Here is a 26,424-nt window from a genome sequence, read left to right on the forward strand (position 1 = left end):
ACTTAAGGGATGACCACTCCTATTGATGGGGACTGGTCATTGTTCTTGCTTTGCTGTTTACTTTGGCTATATCCTGGTTATCGGCCATCTTAGGCTTATTCGTTAAAAGTTTGGAAGCAGCACAATGGACAGGGTTTGTCGTAATTTTCCCACTGACATTTGCCTCTAGTGCCTTCGTCCCTACTGACACCATGCCTAAGGCACTACGATTTTTCGCTGAAAATCAATCACTCACACACGTTATCAACGCCATGCGTGCTTGGCTGGTAGTAACCATCTGGAAATTCGACCTGGTTGGCGTTTATTTGGTGCATCGCTATTATTGCTATAGCAATGCCTGTTGCAACGTGGATATTCAAACGTCAGGCGAGCTAGGCTATTCTTAGTTTATAAGGAAACTTTAATTAATTAGTAATGGCAGAAAAACATGATTTTTGTATTTTCTGCCATTTTACCTATTTTCGTTCTCCTTAAAAATAAGCGTGGATAATACGAAACATATCGTTATTATAGTTCCTCCAATGACTTCTATTTTAGACATAGCAGGTCCTTTGGAAGTTTTTACGAAAGCTGCCGACTACGTCAGGGGGCATAAACCCGAAATAAAGAGAGCCTATGTTACCCACGTCCTTTCAGCGGATTCATCCTTCGTAGTCAATACATCGGCGGGTTTGCCCATTGTTTGCGAGGGAGGAATTGACTCGATCGATTACGAAATAGATACCATCTTATTTGCCGGAAAAGGCAATGCCGGTAGCTCCATAATCGAGAAAATCGCTAGTTGGCTCAAAGAAAATATTAGTAAAATACGCCGTATAGGATCCATTTGTGCCGGTGCTTTCATTTTGGCGGAAGCTGGCCTATTGAATGGCAAGCGAGTGACTTCACATTGGCAGGTTTGCGATAAAATGGCGTCGCTCTATCCGGAAATAAAAGTAGAAAAAGACGCCATCTATGTCAAGGATGGGAATTTATATACATCTGCAGGTATCTCCACCGGTATGGATTTATCACTTGCAATGGTAGAAGAAGACTTCGGTCGTGATATAGCCGTTATGGTAGCAAAAATATTGGTCCTATACCTAAAACGCCCTGGAAATCAATCACAATTTAGCAGTATTCTCATGCATCAAACGGTGGATTACGAACCTATTAAAGTTGCCCAAGATTGGATTATCGATCATTTGGAGGATGAGCTGAGCGTAGCGTTCTTGGCTGAGAAAGTTTCTATGAGTCCTAGAAACTTCGCGCGTGTCTTTTTACGAGAAACCGGAATTACCCCGGCAAAATATATTGAAAAAATACGACTTGAAATGGCACGCCGGCGATTGGAGGAAACCCAATTGACATTGGACGAAATCTGCTGTGAGTGCGGAATCGGAAGCACCGAGGGACTACGCCGCTTGTTCTTACGTCACTTGAAAACAACTCCTAGTGACTATCGCAGAAACTTTACTACCGCAATCGCTTAATATCAGCGAGAACGACAATTTACAGTCAGTCCCCGCTGAGACACAAAAGTTCTATAAGGAACCGAAATAGGCCACCGTGCGAACCATTTGCGATACAAAAGACATTTCATTATCATACCAAGAAACAGTTTTTACTAACTGTTTGTCGCCAACCGTTACAATCTTTGTTTGGGTAGCATCGAAAAGCGAACCATAACGTATGCCTAGTGTATCTGCCGAGACAATGAAATCTTCTGTATATCCGTATGATTCATTAGCTACGGCTCGCATCGTTGTATTGATTTCTTTTGCACTCGTTTCTTTCTCAAGTATGGTAAACAATTCAACAACGGATCCTGCATGGACAGGAACCCGTTGGGACGAACCATCAAGTTTTCCCTCTAATTCAGGGATCACTAGGCCTATCGCTTTTGCCGCTCCCGTGGTATAGGGAATGATACTGTCCCCCGCTGCTCTCGATTTACGATAATTTCCTTTTGGATCCGGGGTATCCATTAAGGGTTGTGAGTTGGTATAAGCATGAATGGTTGTCATTTGGCCGGCAATAATGCTAAAATTATCATTCAGTACTTTAGCCATCGGTGCCAAACAATTCGTTGTACAAGAAGCACAACTGATTAGTTTGTCGCTGGCGTTAAGCAGCTGGTGATTTACATTATAGACGATTGTCTTAACGTCTTTATCAGATGGTGCGGAAATAATCACTTTTTTAGCCCCCGCCTCCAAGTGCGCCTTTGCTCTCTCTTTGGATTCGAAAATTCCTGTGCATTCCAATACCACATCAATATTATCATCTCTCCATGGCAGCTTTGATGGCTCACGCTCTGTGTACACCGTGATTTTCTTTCCATCAACAACAAGGGCATCTGTAGTGTAATCAACATCTTTTTCAAACCTTCCATGTATGGAATCGTATTTCAGCAAGTAAGATAACATGGAAGGATCTGCTAAATCATTAATAGCAACAACTTCCAATTTATCATTATTCACCATTTCACGGAGTGCTAAACGACCGATACGACCGAACCCATTAATTGCAACTTTAATCATAACTTTATCTTTTTAAACAAAGCTACCATTCCTTATTCATGTCAGAAAAGACAAAAAACCAACAATTTCTGCCAACTAATAGATACAACGGACTTCCGGTAAAGTAAGGCCGATCTTCATTTGTCCTCTCAACCGCAAGGGGCTATATAAAATGGTATAAGAATACTACATTACCCGTATATGCTGGCTTGGGTTGATCTTTAATAGCGAGCGTGGCTTCAATAACAACTTTGGTAACACCTCTCAAGTTAACAGCGGAAACAAGTTTTGCTTTTAACTGAACTTCATTATCTACTAAGACTGGCTGTCCAAACTTCAGGTTTTCTATACCATAATTTATTTCCATTTTAATATTCCGTACATCCGCAATCTGCTTCCATAAATATGGAATTAATGACAGTGTTAAATAACCATGAGCAATGGTACTTTTGAACGGCCCCTCACTTTCGGCTCGCTCCTTATCTACATGTATCCATTGATGATCTAATGTCGCATCGGCGAATTTGTCAATTTGCGATTGATCTATTTTATGCCAATCGGAAACACCAAGTTCCTCTCCCACATGCGATTGATACTCCTCAAAATTATTGATTACTAACATATATTTAAATGGTTAATGAATATTTCCGTAAACGTTTTTTGGCTCTCGACTCAAGGTCAACGGCATAAAAGTATTGAAAAAATATGAAATGACAACGGGGTCTCTTATAAAGGAGATTTATTTCTGTAAAGTATATTTACAAAGACTGTTCTTTTCAGGATTCAACCTTCAAAACAGCCCATTACTCTAAACAAGCTACAATTTCATACTTTTAAAGGTTCCGCCTCATATACCACCTCCTATTTACACACTTCCACTCACACCTCTTCAATCTCAATGACATATTCGCCAACCAAGGTGGTAGGGTCAATAGGGGAACGATGATTCAGGACAGGGAATTTTTTTTCGGCATCAACCCGGTTGTTTGTGGTGAAATAAGCCTAACGCACAATGAAATACCAACAGACCATCTAAATCTTACAATAGTATTTTTAGCAGATTTTTTCTACCAAGTATATGCTCGTTTTCGAAATATTCAAAAGGGTGACTTTTAACCTCAATACTACTCATGGAATAGTAATAGGGCTTACATATGTCATTACTTTTTATTTGGTTGATAGAATAGGACAATTCCACCCTCCCGAAATTAGCTACGTCAATGCTAAATGGGTAATCTCCTTCTCCTGTCTCCGGAATAATCAATATAAGTGTACCATTTAATGGATTTCTATCGTTGTTAATAATCATTTTGGGATATGACTTTACGATATTCGCAGATGTTGTTTTAATAACTGCGGTATCCAGCTTATTAGCTATAATAATGTTTTCACCAGTCTGTTTGTTAATGAACACAAATCCAATTTGTTTTGGCTGTGATTCGTTTAACAAACCTTCACATGGGCTTCTTTCTGCTTTTTTGCAGCTAAACTCCAAATAAGTAACTAATAAAATTAACATAAATAAGGCATAGGTTTTCGTTTTCATTATTAAGGTCTAATTATTAATATCATATTTTAGGTTGCCGTTTACTGAATGACGAAAAATGTCTTGTAAATGCTACTCTTTAGAAAAAATAAACAAGTGGCTTCATTTGAAGGAATGCCACCTGTTTGATCTGTTTCTAAAATTTTTCTTAGAATAATAATCAGTAAAATTCGCTATTGATCTGAAGTTATTCACTTACAAGAACCTGGTATTTTTTCCAATTATCAAAAATAACCCAAAGATTTATTAAAAACATAACACCGGCAATCGCCAATCCGGACGGCATATAGACGGCATTGTGTAATATGACACCTACCATAACAGGAAGAATCACAATGGCTCCAAGGGCTCTTGTCCTGGGCAAGATAAACAACAATCCGCCTATTACTTCTATGGCACCTATTAAAGGGAATAACCACTTAATCTGCATAAAGGCCTGTCCGACCTTCAACATCTCACCTTCCATTGGCGGAACGGGCATGTAGTGAAAAAATTTGTCCAATCCGGCGTTGATGAACATCAAGCCAAATAACACGCAGAGAATAGTTTTTACAATTTTCATATTGACTAATTTATAATTTATCGGCATTTGTCCACTTCTAATTTGTTTAATCACGGACATATTTTATTTGCCATTAAGCTTAACAAAAATAGTAAATTACCTGTTACAAAACAGTAGTGATTACGGCAAAGGAAGGGGGCGTCTACGACAAAAAAAGAACGCTGCTAAACCTGCTCATCTTTATGTTTTTCAGGGTTGACGTCTCGTAAATGGATGGTCCTCTCCATATCTTTCCGATCTCTTCGATTTTTCCGAAGGAACCATATAAGTATTGCTATTATAGCAATACTTACTAATGTAATAATGATGATGTTAGTTTCCATATTGATTCTTTTCAACTTCTATCCACAGCAACATATTTTTCTTCTTATTGTTCTCTTTATCAATATTTTGACACGAATAGTGATTTCCAAATCAATGAATTACGATGAGTTTAATTTATACCTAAAACCTTATAATATGAACGACATAAATGGTGGAGCCAAAGTTCTTTTTCCGAAGCCCGTAACAGATTAATGTTCCAGTTAAAAATCGTTAAAATCCCAGTTTCCTCGATATGGTCTTGACAACATTCCATTTGCATAGGCATTATCAAATATTTCCTTCTTAGGATCCCACTGTAAAGACTTCTGTAATTCATAAGCAATATTCACTGCATTGCAAACTGTTGCTGTGCGATGCCCTGTTTCTACATCCACAATAGGTTGCTTTCTGGTCTTAACAGCATTAATCCAATCTTGATAGTGATTTTCACTATGGTATACTTTCTTATCGCTCGCCTTAAGTGTGATTTTGGCTAGCGGCTCGGGTTTTGAACGAAGGAATTCTCTTGCCACTTCAATCGTCCCATTGGTACCTACGAATTGTATTGCATTACCTTCTATCCATCTTTTATGATTTACCTGAATGCCGTTCGCATATTTAAAATACAAACCCTCTTGTGCGAGCGGTTGTTGTGGAGGCACAAACTCTACAGGCCCCGATCGGTCCATATCCAGAGCCCATTGGACAATATCGAACATATGAGCGCCCCAATCCGTTACATAACCGCCACCAAAGCCGTGGTAATTTCGCCAGCCGGCCCAGCTTTCATCACCTAAAGGTGGCGAAAGTGTGGGATGGTACCCCCGATACAAGGAAGGGCCAATCCAGTTATCCCAGTCCAAATAATCCGGTGTCGGCAAAGTTGGTAAATCGCATGCCCTGACAGGTCCACCAATCGAAACGTTGATCTCTTTAATCTCTCCGATATAGCCATTTCTTACCAAATTCACGGCATCTCTGAAATATTGTTGAGATCTTTGCATACTTCCGGTTTGAAAAACTCTTTTATACTTACCAACGGCATCTACCATCGCTCTGCCTTCCGCAATGGTTAAGGAAAGAGGTTTTTCACAATAAATATCTTTTCCGGCTTTTGCCGCATCTACAACCATTTGGGCGTGCCAATGATCCGGAGAAGCAATCACAACCGCGTCAATATCTTTCCTATCTAACAGCTCGCGATACTGTCTGTAGGCTGCTACTTCTGCTGCTGCCTTCTTTTTATTTTCGACAATAGCAGCTTGAACAAAACGTTGTAACTTCTGCTTATCCACATCGCTGGCGGCTAGTACCATAGTCTCCGGACATTTAGCGATAGCCTTAAGTAAGTAACTATTCTGTTTTCCGGTTCCTATATAACCTAAATTGATCCGATCGCTGGGCGCTAAAAAGCCCTGACCGCCCAATACATGCCTCGGCAATATGGTAATACCAACCGCCCCGATTAGGGTGTTTTTAATAAAATCTTTTCTTTTCATTTTGGTTTACTTAAAGGCGTTCTGGTTTATTTAGCATATAACTGACTAAGTACGTACAAGATAGCAAATCTAAAAGAACCAAGCAATAATTTGTTTTCTAACAAGTGTCCGATTTTTACAATTAGATTCACATGAGCTATCTTAACTTAGCTGTCGGAAAAGTTGTACAGCAGTTGTTTTCGCCTTGGTAGACAAGAAATACTTTAGACAATATGGGAACTAGTTATAGTATTACAGACAAATTTGGAGAAGATTTAGCATGTCTTCTAGCAGAAAAGATAGTAAAACGATATACTGACTTTCAATCAGCGGCTTTTATTAAAGAGGTTGCTGTCAGCACAAAGGGCAAAACTTATACCCAACGGGTGGAGGTGATTGCTGATTTGTTAGATATTCATTTACCGTTTGCATACAAAGAAGCTATTCATATACTACTTTCCATATTAGGAGAAGAAAATCCGAAGGAGACGGGAATGTTCACCAATTTTTACTGGGTTTTACCCATCGGTAAATATGTAGAAAAGTACGGCTTATCAGATTACAATGTTTCTATGCGAGCAATTGCCGAGATAACCAAAAGAAACACAGGAGAATATGCGATACGTCCCTTTATAAGAAACTTCCCTGCACATACGTTGCAAATAATGGAAAAGTGGGCGCAATCTGACAATTTTCACTTGCGGCGCTTGGCATCGGAAGGATTGCGCCCAAAACTACCGTGGGCTACAAGATTAGACACCTTTAATCATTGTCCTGAAAAAGTTTTTAAAATTCTGGAAATATTAAAAGAAGACCCTGTCTTGTTTGTGAAAAAATCCGTTGCTAACCATCTAACCGATTGGCTGAAAGTAGATAAGGATGCTACCATGCCTTTACTTAGAAGATGGGCAACGTCTAATAATAAACATACTATGTGGATCGTAAAACGTGCAAGTCGGAAAATTGACTTATTATTAGCTGATACAGTTGATAGGTAGCACTAAACGCACCTTGAAAAACTTGAATTAGCTAAACATAGAATTTACGCTGCCTATTGGTTTATCTTCCACTGATATTTCTTATCGTCGAACAGTTCTTTACCCCAAATGGGTAATTCGATCTTGATTCTCTCAACTACTTCCGTACATGCTTCAATTGCTGCCTTACGGTGCTGTGAAGAAGTGAATACAAAAAGGCAAATTTCTCCCGTCTTCACAACGCCTAAGCTATGGTGTACGTGCATACACGTCAAAGCATACTTGTCGAAAATCTCTTCACGGATATTGTGCATTTTTTCCAATGCCATTTCTTCATAAGCAGTATATGCTATGGCAACAACTTCCTTTCCATCAATTAAATCAGCTCGTACCTGACCTAAAAAAATATTATGAGCCCCTATTTCTGTTTTCGTGGCATGTTTGGCAATGCTTTCTGAGATGAATGATGGACTTATCGGGCCGTGTTGAAATATCTGTTTCATTTTTATAAATATAACTATGCTAAATTAGTAATTTATGTGCAAGGTTTTAATAAATTCATCTAATGCAGCAAGTGGATGCGATAGCGTAGTTAAAGCCCAAAACACAAAGTATTTCCTCAATGATTAATATATAAAGATTCCTATAACCGCTGCAACGGCTATTACAAAAACCGGATGTAATTTATATCGAACAGATAGGAACAGTGCCCCCAGAAACAGTAAAGGACTGAAGTAATCTATAAAGTTTTCGTGATTCATTAAAGACACCGCTGCAAGTCCTATTAATGCAACGCTTAATAACCGAACTCCAGTCATGGCCCAGGCAAAATATTTATTGCTTCGAAAACGACTAAAAAAGTAAGATATTAAGATAATCAGAATAAACGAAGGTAAGCATAAAGAGAAGGTGGCTACGACTGACCCCAAAATAGACACAAAGGGAGAGCTTCCCGAATTTTCAAGGGCTGTATATCCGGCATAAGTCGCTGTATTTATCCCAATTGGTCCGGGCGTCATTTGAGATACCGCTATTAGATCGGTAAATTGCTGTTTCGTCATCCAATTGTTTTTTTCCACAACTTCGTCCTGAATCAATGAGAGCATGGCATAACCACCTCCGAAGCCAAAAACACCAATCTTTGTAAACACCCAAAATAGTCTAAAAAAAATCACCCTATCTCCTCTTATTTTTTTCTTTGAAAATATTATAGATTATTCCGGCAATACAGCCAAAAATAACAATGAAAATTGGCGATACATGTCCTTGCCACATTATGAGTAATGCCACAATAGGTATAATCGCTGTCTTATAAGTAAGTTTATTAGCTTTTATCGCCGAGAAACAAGGCGCCACAATAAGTGCGACCACCGCTGGACGCAGGGCTTTGAATGCTTTTGTGACCCATATATTTTCCTGAAATCTACTAAAAAAAGCAGCTATCATAATGATGATTGCAAAGGGCGCTACAATAGTTCCTAATGCGGCTATCGCACCACCCTTTAGCCCGTTTATTTTATAGCCTACAAGTGCAGCAATGTTAGTAGCAAAAACACCTGGTAAAGATTCCGTAATGGATAGCAATTCATAAAATTCTTCCTTAGACAGCCAACCTCGGGACACAATATCCCGTTCTATTAACGGGATAACTGCATATCCACCACCAATTGTAAACAAACCGATTCTAGTGAAAGTGACAAATAATTTAAAGAACATTCAAACTAAAAAAAGGTAAAAAACTTCTGTACAACGTCTTCTCTTTTGTTATACCGGGGTTATATTTTATCTTATAAAGATACAAAAAAAGGCGCTTTTTTGGGCAATTTTTAATAAAAAAGAAATATAATTAAAGAATAAAAAAGATGATAATTTCCGCTTCAGAAAACAACTAGCCTAATAAGTTCAGAGACAATCTATCGATGATAGAGCCATATATTTTCAAATTAGAAAAAGCAAATCGGATGAGACGAAATTTAGAAAAACTGAGACAGACGTTCACGATAGTCATCCATTTTTTGACTTTATTTGTGAGATGCTTTAGGAAAGATATTTCTTTGAATGTCCTGCGAGTTTCCACCGATTAAACATGTATAAAACAAAACCGAATTTTAGCCTTTTAAAGACAAAGCAGCATTTTGAGATTCTGGACGGATTAAGGGGAATCGCCGCAATAGCAGTGCTCATATTTCACTTCATGGAAATAGCTACTCCGGACTATCACGATAATTTTATAGCACATAGCTACTTAGCGGTTGATTTCTTCTTTTGTTTATCAGGCTTTGTGATTGCATACGCCTACGATAATAAGATGGATAGCATCGGCTTTATTTCGTTTCTTAAACTAAGGCTCATACGCTTGCACCCGCTCGTTATTATCGGCTCGATCATCGGTTTACTTGGTTTTTTGTATGATCCCTTCAGCGATCTGTATAAAGAATTTAGCCCCATTCAGATTGCGCTCATGTTTGCAAGCTCTTCCTTATTAATCCCATATCCTGCAGTGCCGGAAAGATACTTTAATTTATTTCATTTAAACCCACCCACCTGGTCATTATTTTGGGAATATATTGCGAATATTTCCTACGCTTTATTCCTTTATAAATTCCGTAACAAGATACTGTGGTGTCTCACCGGCATTGCAGCTCTTGCGCTATGTTACGAAGCCTATCGATCAAACTACTTGGGTGTGGGATGGGGAGCAGACAATATTCGAGGTGGCGGTATCCGTATCTCTTACTCTTTCTTAGTAGGCATGCTAGTTTATCGTTCTAACTGGGTCATCAAAAATAGATTAGGATTTATCTTGCTTGGAAGCTTACTCGCAATTACTTTCTTTATTCCTTTTTCTGAAAAAATCAATTGGGTGTTAGATCCGTTTATTGTGATCTTCTACTTTCCGTTCTTAATTGTGCTCGGTGTAGGAGTTAATGTTCCATCATCTTCCAATAATATCTGCAAATTTTTGGGAGATATTTCCTATCCGCTTTATATGATTCATTATCCGTTTATCTGGATATTTATGAGCTATGTGGAACAGTTCCATCCAACTTGGTCTCAATTACGTATCATTGTACTTTTAGCAGTCATCACTATAATCATTTTCGCCTATTTCGTTTTTCGCGTACTGGATCTTCCAATACGAACCTACCTCAAAAATAAATTCAAGAGAGATTGGGATAAATAATAAAAAGCGCTTTATCGAGTTTTCATATTTATAATGGATATACACAATGGTATTAAACCACATGATATCAAAATAAAAATGCTTACGCGAATATAGTTAAGTGTTCGCCAAAGATTTGCCCTATCCAACAAATCGGTTTCTGAAGCAGCTCCATTGGCAACATCTTGGAATGTCATAATGTTAGGTGCAAAATACATCAGTGTCCAAGCTCTGACTGCCATATGCAAGAAGAAAAGAAGCAGCAACCAATTTCTAATGGGCATTATTTTCCAACAAAAAATGAGTGCCACTACAAAGGTGATCTCGTGAATGGTATGGACAACAATCCAGAAAGTCTTTAAGTTTAGGCCATACCTTCCTCCCAGTAACTGAAAGGATTCAGGTGGTGAAGCTGTCCATTTAGGAACAATCACTGCAGTTTCAAAAATTTGCGCCCCATTCATCAGAAAGTAAACAAGTGTCGTAATGAAGAGCCATGTCTCAGCCCTTACAATATAATTTGCGCCGTATTCCATATTTATTGTTTTCTTAACTGTTCAATCATTTCATTCATAATATCAATGGCAGAAGTAAAATACTTTTCAAGTACGGTGATTTCTTGATCGGAAAAGGAATTCACCAGCTTAGATGTTTTTTCATTTAATTTATCAAAAAAGGGATTTAATAGCTTTAAGGTATTTTTGGTGTTCGGCACAATAATTACTTTGCGTCTATCCTCGCTATCAAACTTCCTTTTGACTAATTTTTTTTTCTCCAGCCGATCTACCAAGCCTGTGACAGCCCCTGTTGTCAGACCTGTTAATCTGGAAAGCTCACCGGCAGTCATTTCTCCATTTTGTATTATAAAACCTAAGTATTTATGATCTGTCCCCGATAATCCTATTTCACGAGCAATCGCTTCGTGCATTAATATAGAGGTGTCTGAATACTTCCTGCTGAGGGATCTAAAGTTTTGAGCTTGCTGCTCTTTCGTTCTATCGGTCATTTCAAAATATATTAGCAACTAAATATCTTAGTTGCAAAGATAAAAAACAAAATCATACAAATCAATTCATTTTTTCCCCGAGGTTAAGAGTAGAGCTGCTCATGTATCTTAGTTCTGCCTGAAAGCAAGCCGCTTTCTTACTTTTTCAAGTTGCCTGCTGGCAAAATTTGTGGCAGGTTTTAACATTTTGCAATTCCTTAAAACAAAATCGGCATCTAAATTCTTTTATGTGCATGGAAATCTCAACAAATAATATCGTCGCGCAAGTAAAAGAGCAGTTATTAGATCGTTTTGTAACGAGTGGCGCACATGTTGACCTCTTCGACGCAATACATGGGCTTTCTTGGGAGCAGGCCGGACAAAAAAACGAAACTTTTCCTTATAATATTTGGCAGCTAACAGAACATATTCGTATTTCTCAATTTGATATATTGGAATTTTGTCGCAATCCGAGTTACCGGTCTCCTGACTGGCCCTCAGGTTACTGGCCTAAACAGAGTAGTCCAAAAAACAGCTTGGAGTGGAAGCAAACGCAGGATAAAATTCGGGAAGATTATCAGGCCTTCATCGAATTAATACGAGAAAGCATGGAAATTTTTAAACGCTTTGATCACGGTACGGGGCAAAGCGTGTTTAATGAGGCCTTGTTGATTTTAGATCACAATGCGTATCATGTCGGACAAATCGTCCTAATTAGAAAAGTAAATGGATGGTGGCATTAATGCTGAATGTATTTAAGATAAGATCAATCGTATTTACAACTCCTTCCGCATATACATTGCTAACTGCTGATCACTTAAATCGCTATGGGACTGTAAGTCATTAATGATTTTTTCCCGTTCCAAACGCGTTTTATTCTGACTTAGCTTTTTAACTCCTTGAATATTCGATACTTCTAATTTAAACGCAACAATGCCCTTAATCATTCGGTCGATATATTCCTTTGGCAACGATTTCCATTGCTCATTATAGTCCTTATCATAGAAATTGATAGTAGCATTAAGTACCCGTAATATTTCTTCCCGCTCCCATATTAAACTAACGGTTCCATAAACATGAACCGCAACATAATTCCACGTCGGGACGCTTTCTATCTTTTCATAATTTTTAGGCGAAATATAAGCATGCGGCCCCGAAAACACCACTAAAACACTCTTTTCTTCTATCGACTTCCATTGCGTATTCGCTTTGGCAAAATGCGACTTTAATATTAATTGTCCGTTTTGGTGTTCAATGGCGAAGGGTAAGTGCGTTGCCACTGGAACCATCTGCTCATTCCCATTTATGATAAGACCAAAACTGTTCGCTTTTATAAACTCCAGTAAGTCATCTTGGTGTTTAAATACAAAATTTTTCGGAATATACATCTATTTCACCGTCTTTAAAACAATTTTAACAACATCTATTAGAAGTATGGTGTTTCCTCCCGAAAGTAGCATTGCGAAAAGAGGAAGCTTTCGTGAATTATCCTAGAATCCTATAAAAAAACGGCACGTACTTATTCATGCACTTGCCGTTTCCTGTCTAGTTTACGAAAGATTTACTCCGTAACCAATTGGGTATTTTTAAGCTGACTCCTTGTAGAAGTTGTCAATTCGCGTTTTGCTAAAGCATGACATTCCTCCAAAGCTTGGCTGAACATCATTTGTTCAGGAGGAGTTTTCTGAGTTGCAGCAGACGGCCCACGTAATGCTCCGACGATTCCCAATTCCCTAGCTACATATACATATCGTATAGCATCAATTACGACGCCAGCGGAATTTGGAGAATCCTGAACAGATAATTGTGCGTCTAATATCACCGGTGCCCCCATAAACCCTTCGAGTTCCAACCTAAAATTGGCCACTTTGTTGTCTCCATAATAAGCAATATACTCCGATGGCCCTGCGTGCAAAAAGCTATTCTCAGTAGATATGTTCCTGATATCGTTTTGTGCTCTAATAACATTCTCTTTGGAAATCTTCTTCGATTTCAAGCGATTCTTGTCTTCCATATTCAAAAAATCGGTATTCCCTCCAATATTTCTTTGAATATGGGCTTTTACGTGATGTCCGCGCGCAAACGCAAGTTCTTGCAGCATTTGCGATAAAATACTCGCTCCGAATTGGCTTCTCATATCATCTCCAATAATCGGAATGCCTGCATCAATAAATCTTTGCTCCCAGGCAGGATCAGAAGCAATAAATACCGGAATACAATTTACAAGTGAAATGCCTAGCTCTAAACAAATTTCTGCAAAAAATTCCGTGGCAATTTGTGAACCAACAGGTAGATAATTGATCAGAATCTCAACCTGATGCGCCTTTAGCTGGTTAATAATCTGCTCACGGAAGACTTCAACAAGACCTTTGTCATATGTTGAGCTATCGAGCATATCTGTGGCTTTCAATGATTCCGCAACTTTGAATCTTTGCGCCTCCGGGTAGGAAGCCATCATTGGTGAAACACCATCAAGAACAACGGATGGATATATGGGTGCATTGGAGCTGATTTGATCATATAAAACCATTGTACAATTTGGTTTCTCAAAAATAGCATCTTTCAAAGTTTTTCCGATTTTCCGCTCGTCGACATCAAATCCGCAAACAAATTCAATGTCAGCAGCACGATATCCTCCAATGTCATCTGTCATTAAGCCAGATTTTTGATCGGGGTGGTTAGTATAATACTCAACACCTTGTACCAATGAGCTTGCGCAATTTCCTACACCCAGGATTGCGACTTTTATTTTATGTTCCATTAGTTAAAATATATTATTTTTTTTCATGTAAAACAAGTATTTAAAGTAAGTTTGCGGACGGATACAACTTATTACTGCTTCTCTAAATTACCTGTGGTTAAAATTATTGGTTCCAAAGGTAGCCAATGGTTTAAAATTCTCATCGAATAAAATATCTTTTTTTTGAAAGTTTTACTTTTTTATTAACATAGTCAAGATATTGGTATATTCTAAATGTAAATATCGGATAATTTTCCGTTATAGTAAGGCTATGAGCAAGTTATAGACAGTGAGTTTTTTTTCAAAAGATGCGAATTAAATTGGTAGTAGGTTATCGGAAACAGATACCGGATACCATATCGGTTTTAGCGACGATCAGCCCCCAATAAGAAAAAAGGGCCTTGAGTCAACTATCAAGCCCCTTTTTATTTCAGATCGGTAAACCTATCGTACCGTTCTACCAAAACTGTAACGAATAGTCGCTCCAAATGTACGTGGGTCACCCAGCACAGCAGCATAGTGACCAGCATTGCCTGCAGCGGGAAGCAATTGCTCGAAGTAATCTTTATCTAGCAAGTTTCTACTCCAGATAAAGAACGATACACTTTGACTCGCTTGAAACCCGAGTCGCGCGTTCAGTAAAAGATAACCGTCCACATTTAAATATTGAGATGGAGACGGGCTCGATGAAAATGAAGAACGAAAATAAGAATCAATCGCGAAAAAGTAGCTCCCGCCTAAAGTAAGGAATTTACCCGGAATGTCAACTTGTCCACCTAAAGATCCCGCCCATTTTGAAATTCCAGGCAGCTTGCCGCCTGAAATATCCTTGAAGGCAGACTCTCCGCCCGTTTCTTCTAACGGAACAGGTGCATTTTTAAAGGAAATGTACTTACCGTCGGTATACGAGAGCGCTCCATATAATGAAAAAACGTTGCCAATAAACACATTACCATCAAGCTCTGCTCCGCGTACCCTCACTTTTTCTGCGTTTGCTAAATAACCACGATTTACGCCTACTTCCGCGGTTTGCACTTGCGTTTGAAAATCTTTGATATCTGTATTATAAACAGAAAAATTTAAAGTAGCATTGTCCAAAGGAGTAGTTTTTATCCCAATTTCGTAATGTGTAACATATTCCGGTTTAATTTTTGCCAGTTCCAGCATTGGCTCACCGTTATTAGTAGGTAACCCCCCGAGGTTAAGTCCTACCGGTTTGTAGTTAGTTGAGAAAGTAGCGTAAGAATTGATACGATCATTGGGTTTATACGCTAGGGTTAGTTGGCCGGAAAGATTCGTATTATCGGTATTTGCGTTAAATACCTGATCCGTATAAACTGCTCTTTTAATTGCCAAAAGGGCTGGGTCATCGGTTTGAAGCCCTCCATAAGTTTGGCGGTTGAAATCTACTTTTTTGTCATCGTAATTAAACCTCAGTCCTGGCAATAGATGCATTTGGTCTGTGATCGACCAGTCGAGCTGGCCAAATACTGCCCCACTAAAAGACGTAAGCTTTGAATATGTCCGAATACCGTATCCATCGAGCAATCCCGGTGTGGCCCATAAATCACTCGTTGAATTTTGCGAGAACCGCCATTGCGCTGCACCTGATTCCTCCGTATGGTATGGATCTGTCTTCAATCGTTGTCCGATCGCATAAACACCAAACACTCCACTTAGACGGGATGAAAGATCACCGGCATAGCGAATTTCCTGCGACCATTGTTGATGTTTGGAAGGCGCTTGTGAGAGCGATAAAACTGGGAGCCCTGTAAAATCGCGATCGTTTGAGGGATTCCAGTTCCAATATCGCCACGCGGTCGTTGAAGTCAATGTACCTGATCCGATTTTAATATCTGCATTCAAAGAAACACCTCCTAAGTCATTATCTGATCGCCAAGGTGTGTCGTGGTCTATTTTTCTATCAAAAGGATTACGGCTTGGTAGATTATATCCCAGATCGGCAATAATTTGTTCAAATTGCCGATAAGCTGCTCTTTGTGTAGGAACTACCCCGGCGACAACTTGGGCATAACCATTGGGACGCTGTCTTGACACATCACCCGCAAATAGAATATTGACGTTATTGGAAGGTGCATAAAGTAATTGTCCTCGAAAGCCTAAATTATTAAGATCATTTACGTTTTGATCGGTAGCGACGTTATATAATACACCATCGCGCTGCGTACCGGAAAAAGAAACTCGGGCTGCCAAATTTTTCGTCAGGGGACCGGTAACGGAGCTTTTTGCCTGGACATAACCAAAATTTCCATAGCTCGCTTCGAAATTAACCTCCGGTGTAAAGCTAGGTTTACGAGTAGTGATGTTGAAAGCTCCTGCTGTCGTATTCTTTCCAAATAGCGTACCTTGGGGACCTCGCAGCACCTCTATTCGCTCAACATCAATAAAATCGAGTGTAGTTGCTGCTGGGCGTGCAAAGTAGACGCCATCGACGTAAAAACCTACACCGGGGTCTATGCCATCATTCGTAAGTCCAAACGTCGAACCTAACCCCCTAATATTCAAAGTCGTATTTCTAGGATTAGATGAATATAATTGCACCGCTGGCACCAATTCTTTTAGACGATTAACATTGAATGCACCTGCATTTTCAACACGAGCTCCGCCGACAACAGAAATAGGAATGGGAACATTTTGCACACGTTCTGTACGACGCCTAGCCGTTACGGCAACTTCTGAAAGCTGGAAATCATCGGCAAGTAATACAATATTGAACTTGTTTCCACTCGCCTGTTGGACCTGCACTTCTTTTGTTCTGAATCCTACGGAACTGACAGAAAGTGTAAACGGCAAAGTTGTTGTCCCTTGAATGGTGAATTCACCATTAACGTCAGTAACAGCTTTTAAATTAGTACCCTTTATTAATACTGTTGCACCAAGAATAGCCACATCATTGGCATCTTTAACAATTCCCGTGACCGTTTGCTGTGCAAAAACAAACTGCGAGATTAGTGTGATTAGAAAAAGGAAAAGTAGCTTTTGTTTAAACATAATAAAATCTATAGAATAAGTAGACAAATATAGATATTCTTTTGATATTCCGTAGATTTTATAGAAATAATGAGGACGCTTATTAATGCGCATTTATTAATGGAGATGACGCTATTTTATCCAGGACAAATTACCATGGGAGAACATAAAGTAATTTAACACCAAGTAATCTCTGCGCTTATGTTTTGTATTCTTTTTCGGTTGATAGAATGCGATAACAATGGTGCGGAAATGCAAAATGTAAACAAAATTTTGTTCTTTTGTGTAGATGTTGCCACTTGCACTACGTTAATAACCGGTTATGAAATCATCATTATATTATTTAAGTCAACTGTTCGCTCAATAAATCCGGTGCCTGCTTGTAATAGACAAGCCTTTATGGTCATTGAAACAAATTTATAGCAATGAAAAATCAATCTGATTTACGGTTATTACCTGTGGTCGTACGAATTTTTATCGTCGGGTTAATTGTAGGAACGTTGGATATAACTGCAGCCTTCATAAAATACTATTTAGAAACGGGAAAGAACCCGCTGTTTATTTTCAAGTATATTGCAAGTGGGGTACTTGGTTCAGAAGCTTTTTCAACAGGAATGCCGGCAATTCTCCTCGGATTATTTCTACACTACGGTATTGCGCTTTCATTTACGATAGTTTTTTGTGTAATATACCATAGGCTTCCGATTATATCGAAATATAAAGTGTTATCCGGTATCTTTTTTGGCTTTTCGATTTGGGTTATCATGAATTTCCTGATCGTGCCGCTAAGCAGCACTCCGAAGGGCGAGTTTAAGGCAGGTAATGCAATAAAAGAACTCCTAATTTTGATAGGCATGATCGGCTTACCACTACCCTTCCTAGCAAATTGGCTTGTTTTTAACGAACGAATCCTTAAAAGGGTTTAGTTATTAAAAAGTTTCCGGATCGCTAACCGAACAGATCACGTTCTCCGTAAAACTGACGAATAATCTTCACAAATTCATCTCCCAATTCTTTGGCTTTTCCGACCCCTATACCTTTAATTTGAGCTAACTCTCCCAAGTATTTTGGTGATTTGGCTGCAATAGCGATACAAAGTTGTTCACTCAAAATGAGATAGTCTGCAACCCCTCTCTTTTCGCTATTTTTCGTTCGCCAAGCGAAAATTTCGTCGAGTAATAAGGGATTAACCAAGTCGCTAATTTTAGGTTCGTTCATCCCTTTTTTTCCTACTTGATAAACCGGAACGTAATTTATGGCAGCCTCCATCGATACTGATGATAATTTTTGGCTATCGACTTGGACCGGATCAATCTGTAAGACGGCCAGTTTCCCTTTCAGATGCATTACAAACTGATTGTATATCTCAAAAAATTCAGGGTCGAGTCCCTCTTCTATTGGTAACGTTAGTATTTCTTTTACCATATCCAATAGCAATTCGACTTTGGGCTTGAAATAGGTTACCGCTTGTTTTAAGCGAAGTGTAAAATTGCCTTGCGCCAACGGAAGCCGGTAATCTAAATTATTCAATTCTCGCCTCAAGAATTTGTCAGCCACTTTTCTCACCTGATCGACTAAAAGCTGCTCAATCTCATTCACACGAGTGGCAACGGAAACCTCATTGACTGAAGATTGTAACATGGACTTCAAGAGGTTCCATTCAATTCCGATGTTCTTAAAGTCAAAGATATCCGCAATTAACTTATACTCCTGTTCTAACATCGCATGGCTTAGCAAGTCAGCCTCTTCACTTTGCATTCGACTTTGACGCATAAACGAAGTTATGCGTGCATCTGTCATTACATTCTCGGCTTTTACGGGTGCCTTTAATATCAATCCTTCCAAATTTCTACACCGGCTGAGCGCCACATATGTTTGGCCGTGTGCAAATGCAGCCTCCACATCGATCACCGCTTTATCAAATGTCAAACCTTGACTCTTATGAATAGTAATTGCCCAGGCCAGTTTGATTGGATATTGCGTAAAAGAACCATTGGATGATGACGCTATTTTCCCTTCCAACTCATTGAGAGCATATTTGGTGTGTTCCCAAGTCTCCGGCATCACGTCAAATATAGAGTCATCATCTAGAAAGCGGACCTGTATACTGTCGTGTGTTGCCTTTAAAACGCAAGCCGTCCGCCCATTATAATATTGCTTCTTACCACTTGGATCGTTTTTTATAAAAATAACTTGCGCACCCACCTTAAGACGTAGTTCCGGTTCAGCAGGATAGGCGTCTTTAGGAAAATCGCCGGCAATAATCGCCTTATAAACCATGATCTCTCCTTCCAAATCTCTTAAGCGGGTCTCGTTGATCTCTCCCACAGAGCGATTATGTGTCGAAAGCGTAATATAGTCAGTCAGCTCGGCAGCAGCCATTCCCGGTTTAAATTGCCGATTCAAAACAGAAAGAAGCGATTCATCGACATTGCCATCCCTTATGCTGTTTAGAATGTTAATAAAAGTGGGATCTGCCTGCCTAAAAACTTCCGTAAGTTCGAAACTGACTAACGGAAAAGACGCAAAAATCCAACTACTGAAAAAATAGGGGCTGGTATAATACTGCTTTAAGATAGGCCAATCATTCTGATAAACCGGAGGTAGTTGATAGAGATCGCCAATCATGAGTAACTGAACGCCGCCAAATGGCCTGTCAGAACCTTTAATACTTCTCAAAATCAAATCAATTCTGTCAATGACATCTGCGCGAACCATACTGATTTCATCAATAATGAGCAACTGTAGACTGATGAGCATCTTTGCTTTGTCGGGCGCCATGCGAACCGCCTTATGATCTTTGAAATCACCGAGATCTTTTCGAGGAATCAGCGGACCGAAAGGTATTTGGAAAAGCGAATTGATAGTAACACCACCTGCATTTAAAGCAGCTATTGCGGTGGGAGCTACTATCGCGATGTTCTTTGCTATAGTAGTTTTTAGATAGTGAAGAAAGGTAGTCTTGCCCGTTCCTGCTTTACCTGTTAAAAAAACGGGCTTATCCGTTTTTGTTAAAAAATCGATAACGCGCCTATGAATAACATTTAAGTTCATATAATTTACGATGTATCTGCGAAATTCGTAGCAAGACTCGTCAGCAAAGGTAGAAAAATCATATTATGCCTTTTCCTGTTTTACGCATTTTCTGAAATTTAGACTACTTTTCAGTAGAACAACAAATTATGTTTTTATACGTTAAAACGAAAAGGCCGATTAACACCCTAAACATGAATGATACGTTTTTGATTGATAATCAAACTATAGACGATTTACAGCTTTTCGAAAGTCCAAAATACAATCGCAGCGTTTATGCTTACTTCGATTATACAACTACCCTTGGCGGTAAAACACGCCTAAAAGAACTCTTTCAAACGCCGCTCAGGAACATATATGACTTACAAACACGGGTTGAGGATTTAAGATTTCTTTACGAGGAAATCGAAAATATATCCTTTCAGAAAGAACCGACGGACTTTATTGAATTTTATTTAGCGAATTCAGATAGTCCAAAAAAATATTCCTTCTTTCGAGCCTTGAAAAAATCAATTCAATATCAATATAAAAAGAAACAGGAACAATATAATAAGCAGCGTGGCTTAATCGAAATACTGGATACGATATCTTTCCTGAACGAGCTTTGTCAAGAATTACAGAAAAAAGGCCAAGTTTCTTTTATCAAGAACTTATCCATATTGATAAACACAATCTATGCCGATGCGTTCATAAGGAATTGCTTAGAAAAAAATTACCGGAAGTTAAAAGGAATTCGATTAGAACGTTGCGACTATTTAATAAGGAAAATTTATAGACAAGAAATTCGGGACATACTGAATTATGTTTATCAATTAGATGCCTATTATTCCGTTGCATTGGCGGCAAAAAAGCATTCCTTCTCTTTTCCCCAATATATCCAACATGACAAAAGCAAGCTCGAGCTGAAGGCAGTTTTTCATCCCTTTTTACACAATCCCATTGTTAACGACTTCAGCCTAACAGCGAATAATCATCTATGCTTTCTTACGGGGGTAAATATGTCCGGAAAATCGACATTAATGAAATCAATTGCCATCGCAACCTATCTCGCTCATATTGGTTTTCCTATACCGGCAAAAAAGATGACAACTGGATTGTTTAACGGCTTACTGACAACAATCAATCTTGCGGACGACCTAACACAGGGACGCAGCCATTTTTACAACGAGGTCTTACGCGTAAAATTCGTTGCACAAGAGCTTTCTACGCGCAAAAATCTACTTATTATCTTCGACGAACTCTTTAGGGGTACCAATGTAAAAGATGCCTATGAATGTTCATTGTTAATAGTTGAAGCTTTTTCGAAGCACCCAAACAGCCTCTTTGTGATTTCAAGTCATTTGGTAGAAATTGCCCATAATTTAAAAGATATCACTCCCATTCAATTCAAGCATTTTCAAACCCAATTCGGAACAAACGGACCAACCTTTAACCATATCTTATTAGATGGTATCACAAGCGACCGGATTGGCACTTGGCTTTTAAAAAACGAAGGGATCTTGGAAATGCTAAACGATATGACTAATAATAACGACACTGGCCACTAATGCCAACCTTCAATGTAACGAGCGGGATAACAAATTGTTTACCCCGCTTGTCAAGATATACCTTTTTACAAGATCAGCTTGGGTCGCTTTTCTGAATAAGTGATTTATAAATTAAGGCTCCTATGATTGCTCCTATTATGGGTGCTGCCCAAAACAACCATAACTGACTAAGATATTCGCCTCCGGCAATTATCGCTTGCGAAGTAGAACGAGCAGGGTTCACCGATGTATTTGTTATGGGAATTGAAATCAAGTGAATTAAAGTAAGTGCCAACCCAATGGCTATACCGGCAAATTTACCATTCGCAAACTTATCGGTCGCTCCCAGTATAACAATCAGGAAAAAAGCCGTTAATACCGCTTCTGCTAAAAAAGCCGCACCAAATTGATAACCATGGGGCGACAAGACACCATACCCATTTGCTGCAAACGCCCCTGCCTTCGTATTATCAATCGCAACAGGGTTCGCATTGCCGGTTAATATTAAATAAAGAATTGCGCCGGCAGCAAGCGCTCCCAAAACCTGCGAAAGAATGTATGGCAGCAAATCCTTGGCCTGAAAACGGCCGCCTACTAAAAGTCCAATAGAGACTGCAGGATTAAAATGCCCTCCTGAAACATGACCTACAGCGTAGGCCATAGTAAGGACTGTTAAACCGAAAGCAAACGCTACTCCCATATAGCCAATGCCTAAATCTGGTATACCCGCAGCAAACAACGCGCTGCCACAGCCGCCAAAAACCAACCAGAAAGTTCCGAAAAATTCTGCGAAATAGTTTTTCATAATCTGTTATTATTAATTGGAAAGTGATTATTAGCGATTTACGCTAGGTAAATATATTAATTTATTTTAAAGAAAAGTAATTTTTTTAATTGCCGTTACAGTAAACCACACTATTGTGCAAACCTGTGTACTTTTTAAAAAGCAGCAATATTCGGGTTTTACAATACTTGAACATTAATTTATTTTGAAGAAATGTTTTATTATAATGTATCGACATATTGAACTTGGCAAAACCGGAGGAGAGAGAATGATCAAACTTCGGGCATTAATTCATAAAAAAAAAGTCACCTTGGCGGGTTATTGGCCAAAAAAAATATATGGTTTATTGTCATGTGGTTCGGGCAAACGTATGAAAGTGGCACATCGTGTATTTTTCTATGACGAACAGGAAGCCGTTGCGAAAGGATATCGCCCGTGTGGCCATTGCCTGCGGAGTGCGTATGAAAAATGGAAATTAACTCAAAAACATTATTTTAAATAAGATGGAACAAATTTTTTCATTAATTGAAACACAAGATTGGAGCCGCATTTCCAGGTCTTTGCATGAAAAGGGTTTTGTAATTATAAAGAACCTTTTCTCCACCGATTTATGTGAGGAACTAATAAACTCATATGATAACGACACCCGTTACAGAAAGACCATTCTAATGGAAAGGTATCGTTTCGGTTTGGGTGAGTATAAGTATTTTAAATATCCTTTGCCTGAGCCAATTTTGGCGCTGCGTGAAGGTATTTATCCAAAGATTGTATCAGTGGCCAATCGTTGGATGAATGAACTAAAAATAAACGCTGCGTTTCCTTCAACTTTTAATGAAATGCAAAGACATTGCCATGAGCAGGGACAGACGAAACCTACGGTATTGATATTAAAGTACCACGAGGGAGGATTTAATACCTTGCATCAGGATTTATACGGAACCGTTTACTTTCCCCTGCAAATGGTTATTATGCTCAATCAAATCGGAAAGGACTACACGGGCGGTGAATTTGTCATCACCGAACAGGTGCCACGTGCACAATCAAAGGCTAATGTACTACAGCTCGATCAAGGCGACCTATTAATATTCACTACAAATTTCCGATCTGTAAAGGGAGTAAAAGGTTTTCATAAAGTGAACATGAAACACGGCGTGAGTCCATTGCATACCGGTCAGCGATACGCGCTTGGTATTATTTTTCATGATGCGCTGAATTAATTTTCGCATCCTTCGAAAGACTATGCCATAAATAGAAGACGATGTAAGATTCCCAGTCCTTAAACTGTCTGAAGAACTGCTTAGTGCCAACTAAGTCTTTTTTGTCTTCTATTATATGAAATTTCACAAGCGCGTTCAGTAGTCCTGCGTCTCCGTAAGGTATGCTATTATGCACTCGTAAACATTTCATCAAGACATAATTTGCTGTCCAAAGACCAATTCCCTTCACAGACATTAATAACTGCTGTTTCAATTCGAAACTTGGTAAACCTGCTACAATTTTCTTACTGATTCTACCTTCTAAAAAGGCTTTAGCTACCTCAATGATATAGTTAGCTTTACTCTTGGAGAGTTGTATTTTCAGTAGGTCCTGTGGATTTACGGCTATAAAATCCTGAGGAGAGGGAAAAACATAATAGGTATCGCCCTGATAAACAACACAACGGCCATACTCCTCTACCAAGCGCCTTTTTATTTTATAAGCAAATGTCAAATTGATCTGTTGTCCTATAATGCACCAAACAATAGCTTCAAAAAGATCCGGAATACCGATTAATCGCAAACCATAAAAAGCGGTGGACATGTAGTTCAATTTCCCGGAAGAGGATACAATCGCATAGTAATTCTCTAAGTTATTTTCAAGATCAAACCATTCAGCTAAATACTGTTTAATATAAACAATCGTTTCTTCTTCTAACACTTTACCTGCTATTGTCACTTTAAGTCCTTCGGTATCTCCAAAAACATCCAAAATGATCTTTTCATTTTCTACAATCAGCGCCTTTCGAAAATGATCGTCATAAATGCGAATCAAACAGTCATCATATCCTCTATCAAGAAACCACAAACACTCTTTGAAGTTAAGAGGTCCGTTAACCGGTATTATCAAATGCTGATTTTGCATGAGTCGAAATTAAGGAAAGTAAGACTGGTCTACAATCCGTTTCTTGCTCGAATTTTCACAAAGCACGTTTACCCCTATCTTCGAAACCCATTGGTTGTCCTAATAGGGAACCGGTGCTATGGTGATTTTTTAAACCGGCCACTCAAATTCTACCTTTTCTCATTTTGAAGTTTATTATCAATAATCTCCCAATCCAGGATGTGAGCAGGTTGGTGCTCCCGAGCAACAATTCTATCAAATTCATGCAATAGTTCGGCATGCTGTTGTGCCAGGTCATTGGTTTCGCGGGGATCCTCTCCAAGATTAAACAACATCCATTTCGCTTTTCGATTCCCTTTCATATTAAGCTTGATTGCTTTCCAATCCCCTTTCCGAATTGCCAGTTGGCCTCCCTTTTCCGGATATTCAAAGTATAGAAATTTATGCTGTTTTTGTTTTTTCTCTTTCCCAAGCAAAGTAGGGAGAAACGAAATGCCATCTGTATTACCTGCATCCTCTCCGATAAGATCCGCTATAGTCGCCATCAAGTCGTATTGCGCCGAAACGTGGTCCGTTTTGCTGTTTGGTTTTATTTTACCGGGCCATCGTACCAGAAATGGCTCTTTAATTCCTCCTTCAAAAACATCCATCTTCAGACCTCTTAAACCTGCAGTACTATCAAAGAAGGTATAATCCACACCTCCATTGAACGCGGTCCCGTTATCACTCGAAAACATAACAATCGTCCGTTCATCTAAACCCAGCTCTTTTAATTTTTGTAAAATGAGACCGACCTGTGCATCCAAATAGGATATCAATGCAGCGTAGGTTGCTCGGGGATATTTCGTGGCCGCATACCCATGCTGCCCGTAATAAGGTTGATCGTTAAACCGATCTTTATATTGATTTACATATTCTTCGGGAGCTTGAAGCGACACGTGGGGAATCGTATAGGGCAGGTAAAGAAAAAAACGCCTCTCTTTAGATCTTTCGATAAACCGAAGCGCCTTGTCTGTCATTAGACCAGGGGCATAGCTATTACCTTTGAAGTAATCAAAATCAGTATCATCTGCTTTCAAGGAATCGACAGGGCGATGCACAAATATATCCGGATTCCCTAATTTAACATATTGATCATTTTCCCATAAGTGAGAAGGGTAATAATTATGCGCTTGTTTCTAATCCAAATAACCAAAATAATAATCGAAGCCCTGCTTTAAGGGAGAACCGGTGGTATTATGCATTCCCAATCCCCATTTTCCTATTAAACCGGTCGCATATCCGGCTTTTTTTAGCATTTTAGCAAGTGTATAAGTCCCCTCCGGAAGGGGCATTTGCCCGCCTTCTAAGCTGTCCGGAAAACCACCCATCTCATAGTTTCCCCTAATATAGGAATGGCCACCATGCTTACCTGTCAGCAGCATACAACGTGCGGGCGCACAAACCGGTGTGCTTGTATAATGATTGGTAAATTGCATGCCTTCTTTCGCCATTTGATCCAAATAAGGCGTTTTTATTCTTTTCTGTCCATAAGGACTGATGTCACCATAGCCGAGATCGTCCGCATAAATATAGATAATGTTAGGCGGCAACGTATTATTCTGCGCGTATCCCATTAAAGGCAGGACAAAAATTATTACTTGACCAACTATTGCAAGCCACCGCATTAATCTATTAGATTTCATAATAAGTTATACATTTAGTGTTTTCGATTTCGGTTCCATATTGGCGTTCT

26 protein-coding genes and 1 pseudogene are annotated in these 26,424 nt (G+C 39.1%); 9 read left to right on the top strand and 18 right to left on the bottom strand.

Translation table 11 applies throughout. The features are described from left to right. Nucleotides 1-38 precede the first annotated feature (38 nt). The gene (locus FKG96_RS23030; RefSeq protein WP_256377679.1) at nucleotides 39-386 is read left to right on the top strand and encodes an ABC transporter permease; all 348 of its coding nucleotides are present in this window, start codon (nucleotides 39-41) and stop codon (nucleotides 384-386) included. 96 nt (nucleotides 387-482) lie between these two features. Beyond that, nucleotides 483-1,472, top strand: a complete 990-nt coding sequence (locus tag FKG96_RS23035) for a GlxA family transcriptional regulator (protein WP_149106228.1) — start codon at nucleotides 483-485, stop codon at nucleotides 1,470-1,472. A 51-nt stretch (nucleotides 1,473-1,523) separates the two neighbouring features. On the opposite strand, the gene gap is transcribed toward FKG96_RS23035, so the two are convergent. From gap to FKG96_RS23065, 6 genes are all read right to left on the bottom strand, one after another. Then, a complete protein-coding gene (gene gap, locus FKG96_RS23040; protein WP_149106229.1) occupies nucleotides 1,524-2,522 on the bottom strand; it encodes a type I glyceraldehyde-3-phosphate dehydrogenase in 999 nt (332 codons plus the stop codon). A 142-nt stretch (nucleotides 2,523-2,664) separates the two neighbouring features. Then, complete coding sequence (locus FKG96_RS23045) at nucleotides 2,665-3,123, bottom strand: MaoC family dehydratase (RefSeq protein ID WP_130856527.1); 459 nt, start codon at nucleotides 3,121-3,123, stop codon at nucleotides 2,665-2,667. A 417-nt stretch (nucleotides 3,124-3,540) separates the two neighbouring features. Continuing rightward, entirely contained in the window at nucleotides 3,541-4,047 is a 507-nt protein-coding gene (locus FKG96_RS23050; protein WP_149106230.1) for a hypothetical protein, read from the bottom strand. Between the two features lie 187 nt (nucleotides 4,048-4,234). Continuing rightward, entirely contained in the window at nucleotides 4,235-4,609 is a 375-nt protein-coding gene (locus FKG96_RS23055) for a DoxX family protein (protein ID WP_041388762.1), read from the bottom strand. 164 nt (nucleotides 4,610-4,773) lie between these two features. Continuing rightward, complete coding sequence (locus FKG96_RS23060; RefSeq protein ID WP_013668280.1) at nucleotides 4,774-4,932, bottom strand: LPXTG cell wall anchor domain-containing protein; 159 nt, start codon at nucleotides 4,930-4,932, stop codon at nucleotides 4,774-4,776. Between the two features lie 201 nt (nucleotides 4,933-5,133). After that, entirely contained in the window at nucleotides 5,134-6,411 is a 1,278-nt protein-coding gene (locus FKG96_RS23065; RefSeq protein ID WP_149106231.1) for a Gfo/Idh/MocA family protein, read from the bottom strand. 212 nt (nucleotides 6,412-6,623) lie between these two features. Here FKG96_RS23065 and FKG96_RS23070 point away from each other — a divergent pair, with 212 nt between their 5' ends. Then, the gene (locus FKG96_RS23070) at nucleotides 6,624-7,388 is read left to right on the top strand and encodes a DNA alkylation repair protein (RefSeq protein ID WP_149106232.1); all 765 of its coding nucleotides are present in this window, start codon (nucleotides 6,624-6,626) and stop codon (nucleotides 7,386-7,388) included. A gap of 53 nt (nucleotides 7,389-7,441) precedes the next feature. Here the strand turns inward: FKG96_RS23070 and FKG96_RS23075 are convergent, their stop codons facing one another. The 3 genes from FKG96_RS23075 to FKG96_RS23085 form a co-directional block, all read right to left on the bottom strand. Beyond that, the gene (locus FKG96_RS23075; protein ID WP_149106233.1) at nucleotides 7,442-7,870 is read right to left on the bottom strand and encodes a molybdenum cofactor biosynthesis protein MoaE; all 429 of its coding nucleotides are present in this window, start codon (nucleotides 7,868-7,870) and stop codon (nucleotides 7,442-7,444) included. 123 nt (nucleotides 7,871-7,993) lie between these two features. Further along, the gene (locus tag FKG96_RS23080; protein WP_246860326.1) at nucleotides 7,994-8,518 is read right to left on the bottom strand and encodes a chromate transporter; all 525 of its coding nucleotides are present in this window, start codon (nucleotides 8,516-8,518) and stop codon (nucleotides 7,994-7,996) included. A 25-nt stretch (nucleotides 8,519-8,543) separates the two neighbouring features. Then, nucleotides 8,544-9,083: a chromate transporter gene (locus FKG96_RS23085; protein ID WP_130856522.1), complete on the bottom strand. Its 540-nt coding sequence runs from the start codon at nucleotides 9,081-9,083 to the stop codon at nucleotides 8,544-8,546. Between the two features lie 370 nt (nucleotides 9,084-9,453). Here FKG96_RS23085 and FKG96_RS23090 point away from each other — a divergent pair, with 370 nt between their 5' ends. After that, nucleotides 9,454-10,551 carry an acyltransferase gene (locus FKG96_RS23090; RefSeq protein WP_130856521.1) on the top strand — a complete coding sequence of 366 codons (1,098 nt, stop codon included), beginning with the start codon at nucleotides 9,454-9,456 and terminating at the stop codon, nucleotides 10,549-10,551. Nucleotides 10,552-10,562: 11 nt separating this feature from the next. Here the strand turns inward: FKG96_RS23090 and FKG96_RS23095 are convergent, their stop codons facing one another. Together FKG96_RS23095 and FKG96_RS23100 are read right to left on the bottom strand one after the other, a co-directional pair. After that, the gene (locus FKG96_RS23095) at nucleotides 10,563-11,066 is read right to left on the bottom strand and encodes a hypothetical protein (protein WP_013668288.1); all 504 of its coding nucleotides are present in this window, start codon (nucleotides 11,064-11,066) and stop codon (nucleotides 10,563-10,565) included. Nucleotides 11,067-11,068: 2 nt separating this feature from the next. Then, nucleotides 11,069-11,536, bottom strand: a complete 468-nt coding sequence (locus FKG96_RS23100) for a MarR family winged helix-turn-helix transcriptional regulator (protein WP_013668289.1) — start codon at nucleotides 11,534-11,536, stop codon at nucleotides 11,069-11,071. 233 nt (nucleotides 11,537-11,769) lie between these two features. Between FKG96_RS23100 and FKG96_RS23105 the strand changes: the two genes are divergently transcribed. Then, nucleotides 11,770-12,258 carry a DinB family protein gene (locus FKG96_RS23105; protein WP_165446993.1) on the top strand — a complete coding sequence of 163 codons (489 nt, stop codon included), beginning with the start codon at nucleotides 11,770-11,772 and terminating at the stop codon, nucleotides 12,256-12,258. A gap of 33 nt (nucleotides 12,259-12,291) precedes the next feature. On the opposite strand, the gene FKG96_RS23110 is transcribed toward FKG96_RS23105, so the two are convergent. The 3 genes from FKG96_RS23110 to FKG96_RS23120 form a co-directional block, all read right to left on the bottom strand. Beyond that, nucleotides 12,292-12,903 carry an FMN-binding negative transcriptional regulator gene (locus FKG96_RS23110; protein ID WP_130856519.1) on the bottom strand — a complete coding sequence of 204 codons (612 nt, stop codon included), beginning with the start codon at nucleotides 12,901-12,903 and terminating at the stop codon, nucleotides 12,292-12,294. 173 nt (nucleotides 12,904-13,076) lie between these two features. Next, nucleotides 13,077-14,276: an inositol-3-phosphate synthase gene (locus FKG96_RS23115; RefSeq protein WP_130856518.1), complete on the bottom strand. Its 1,200-nt coding sequence runs from the start codon at nucleotides 14,274-14,276 to the stop codon at nucleotides 13,077-13,079. Between the two features lie 423 nt (nucleotides 14,277-14,699). After that, nucleotides 14,700-17,267: a TonB-dependent receptor gene (locus tag FKG96_RS23120; protein ID WP_242627221.1), complete on the bottom strand. Its 2,568-nt coding sequence runs from the start codon at nucleotides 17,265-17,267 to the stop codon at nucleotides 14,700-14,702. 404 nt (nucleotides 17,268-17,671) lie between these two features. On the opposite strand from FKG96_RS23120, the gene FKG96_RS23125 reads away from it, so the two are divergent. Continuing rightward, the gene (locus tag FKG96_RS23125; RefSeq protein WP_130856516.1) at nucleotides 17,672-18,172 is read left to right on the top strand and encodes a hypothetical protein; all 501 of its coding nucleotides are present in this window, start codon (nucleotides 17,672-17,674) and stop codon (nucleotides 18,170-18,172) included. 22 nt (nucleotides 18,173-18,194) lie between these two features. On the opposite strand, the gene FKG96_RS27135 is transcribed toward FKG96_RS23125, so the two are convergent. Next, entirely contained in the window at nucleotides 18,195-20,300 is a 2,106-nt protein-coding gene (locus FKG96_RS27135) for an AAA family ATPase (protein ID WP_149106235.1), read from the bottom strand. Nucleotides 20,301-20,473: 173 nt separating this feature from the next. Here FKG96_RS27135 and FKG96_RS23135 point away from each other — a divergent pair, with 173 nt between their 5' ends. Further along, nucleotides 20,474-21,826, top strand: a complete 1,353-nt coding sequence (locus tag FKG96_RS23135; RefSeq protein ID WP_165446992.1) for a hypothetical protein — start codon at nucleotides 20,474-20,476, stop codon at nucleotides 21,824-21,826. A gap of 73 nt (nucleotides 21,827-21,899) precedes the next feature. Here the strand turns inward: FKG96_RS23135 and aqpZ are convergent, their stop codons facing one another. Further along, nucleotides 21,900-22,610 (bottom strand): aquaporin Z, encoded by a 711-nt coding sequence (gene aqpZ / locus FKG96_RS23140; protein WP_013668298.1) that lies wholly within the window; start codon nucleotides 22,608-22,610, stop codon nucleotides 21,900-21,902. Nucleotides 22,611-22,815: 205 nt separating this feature from the next. Between aqpZ and FKG96_RS23145 the strand changes: the two genes are divergently transcribed. Both FKG96_RS23145 and FKG96_RS23150 read left to right on the top strand, forming a co-directional pair. Next, complete coding sequence (locus FKG96_RS23145) at nucleotides 22,816-23,091, top strand: Ada metal-binding domain-containing protein (protein ID WP_149106236.1); 276 nt, start codon at nucleotides 22,816-22,818, stop codon at nucleotides 23,089-23,091. Nucleotide 23,092: 1 nt separating this feature from the next. Beyond that, complete coding sequence (locus FKG96_RS23150; protein WP_149106237.1) at nucleotides 23,093-23,806, top strand: 2OG-Fe(II) oxygenase; 714 nt, start codon at nucleotides 23,093-23,095, stop codon at nucleotides 23,804-23,806. On the opposite strand, the gene FKG96_RS23155 is transcribed toward FKG96_RS23150, so the two are convergent. Together FKG96_RS23155 and FKG96_RS27300 are read right to left on the bottom strand one after the other, a co-directional pair. Continuing rightward, complete coding sequence (locus FKG96_RS23155; protein ID WP_149106238.1) at nucleotides 23,781-24,710, bottom strand: DNA-3-methyladenine glycosylase; 930 nt, start codon at nucleotides 24,708-24,710, stop codon at nucleotides 23,781-23,783. The two genes, FKG96_RS23150 and FKG96_RS23155, sit on opposite strands and share 26 nt — an antisense overlap. A 149-nt stretch (nucleotides 24,711-24,859) precedes the next feature. Then, nucleotides 24,860-26,374: pseudogene (locus FKG96_RS27300) on the bottom strand (arylsulfatase). Between the last annotated feature and the right edge of the window lie 50 nt (nucleotides 26,375-26,424).

This window comes from Olivibacter sp. LS-1 (genome assembly GCF_008245145.1).
Taxonomy (GTDB): Bacteria; Bacteroidota; Bacteroidia; order Sphingobacteriales; family Sphingobacteriaceae; genus Olivibacter; species Olivibacter oleidegradans.

Excerpts from the sequence above, each read along its gene's own strand:
- FKG96_RS23050 (WP_149106230.1), bottom strand. The coding sequence starts at position 4,047 with ATGAAAACGAAAACCTATGCCTTATTTATGTTAATTTTATTAGTTACT.
- FKG96_RS23105 (WP_165446993.1), top strand. The coding sequence starts at position 11,770 with ATGGAAATCTCAACAAATAATATCGTCGCGCAAGTAAAAGAGCAGTTA.
- FKG96_RS23110 (WP_130856519.1), bottom strand. The coding sequence starts at position 12,903 with ATGTATATTCCGAAAAATTTTGTATTTAAACACCAAGATGACTTACTG.
- FKG96_RS23075 (WP_149106233.1), bottom strand. The coding sequence starts at position 7,870 with ATGAAACAGATATTTCAACACGGCCCGATAAGTCCATCATTCATCTCA.
- FKG96_RS23125 (WP_130856516.1), top strand. The coding sequence starts at position 17,672 with ATGAAAAATCAATCTGATTTACGGTTATTACCTGTGGTCGTACGAATT.
- FKG96_RS23120 (WP_242627221.1), bottom strand. The coding sequence starts at position 17,267 with ATGTTTAAACAAAAGCTACTTTTCCTTTTTCTAATCACACTAATCTCG.
- FKG96_RS23100 (WP_013668289.1), bottom strand. The coding sequence starts at position 11,536 with ATGACCGATAGAACGAAAGAGCAGCAAGCTCAAAACTTTAGATCCCTC.
- FKG96_RS27135 (WP_149106235.1), bottom strand. The coding sequence starts at position 20,300 with ATGAACTTAAATGTTATTCATAGGCGCGTTATCGATTTTTTAACAAAA.
- FKG96_RS23090 (WP_130856521.1), top strand. The coding sequence starts at position 9,454 with ATGTATAAAACAAAACCGAATTTTAGCCTTTTAAAGACAAAGCAGCAT.
- FKG96_RS23095 (WP_013668288.1), bottom strand. The coding sequence starts at position 11,066 with ATGGAATACGGCGCAAATTATATTGTAAGGGCTGAGACATGGCTCTTC.
- FKG96_RS23045 (WP_130856527.1), bottom strand. The coding sequence starts at position 3,123 with ATGTTAGTAATCAATAATTTTGAGGAGTATCAATCGCATGTGGGAGAG.
- FKG96_RS23155 (WP_149106238.1), bottom strand. The coding sequence starts at position 24,710 with ATGCAAAATCAGCATTTGATAATACCGGTTAACGGACCTCTTAACTTC.
- FKG96_RS23115 (WP_130856518.1), bottom strand. The coding sequence starts at position 14,276 with ATGGAACATAAAATAAAAGTCGCAATCCTGGGTGTAGGAAATTGCGCA.
- FKG96_RS23135 (WP_165446992.1), top strand. The coding sequence starts at position 20,474 with ATGAATGATACGTTTTTGATTGATAATCAAACTATAGACGATTTACAG.
- FKG96_RS23065 (WP_149106231.1), bottom strand. The coding sequence starts at position 6,411 with ATGAAAAGAAAAGATTTTATTAAAAACACCCTAATCGGGGCGGTTGGT.
- gap (WP_149106229.1), bottom strand. The coding sequence starts at position 2,522 with ATGATTAAAGTTGCAATTAATGGGTTCGGTCGTATCGGTCGTTTAGCA.
- FKG96_RS23070 (WP_149106232.1), top strand. The coding sequence starts at position 6,624 with ATGGGAACTAGTTATAGTATTACAGACAAATTTGGAGAAGATTTAGCA.
- FKG96_RS23145 (WP_149106236.1), top strand. The coding sequence starts at position 22,816 with ATGTATCGACATATTGAACTTGGCAAAACCGGAGGAGAGAGAATGATC.
- FKG96_RS23060 (WP_013668280.1), bottom strand. The coding sequence starts at position 4,932 with ATGGAAACTAACATCATCATTATTACATTAGTAAGTATTGCTATAATA.
- FKG96_RS23055 (WP_041388762.1), bottom strand. The coding sequence starts at position 4,609 with ATGAAAATTGTAAAAACTATTCTCTGCGTGTTATTTGGCTTGATGTTC.
- aqpZ (WP_013668298.1), bottom strand. The coding sequence starts at position 22,610 with ATGAAAAACTATTTCGCAGAATTTTTCGGAACTTTCTGGTTGGTTTTT.
- FKG96_RS23150 (WP_149106237.1), top strand. The coding sequence starts at position 23,093 with ATGGAACAAATTTTTTCATTAATTGAAACACAAGATTGGAGCCGCATT.
- FKG96_RS23085 (WP_130856522.1), bottom strand. The coding sequence starts at position 9,083 with ATGTTCTTTAAATTATTTGTCACTTTCACTAGAATCGGTTTGTTTACA.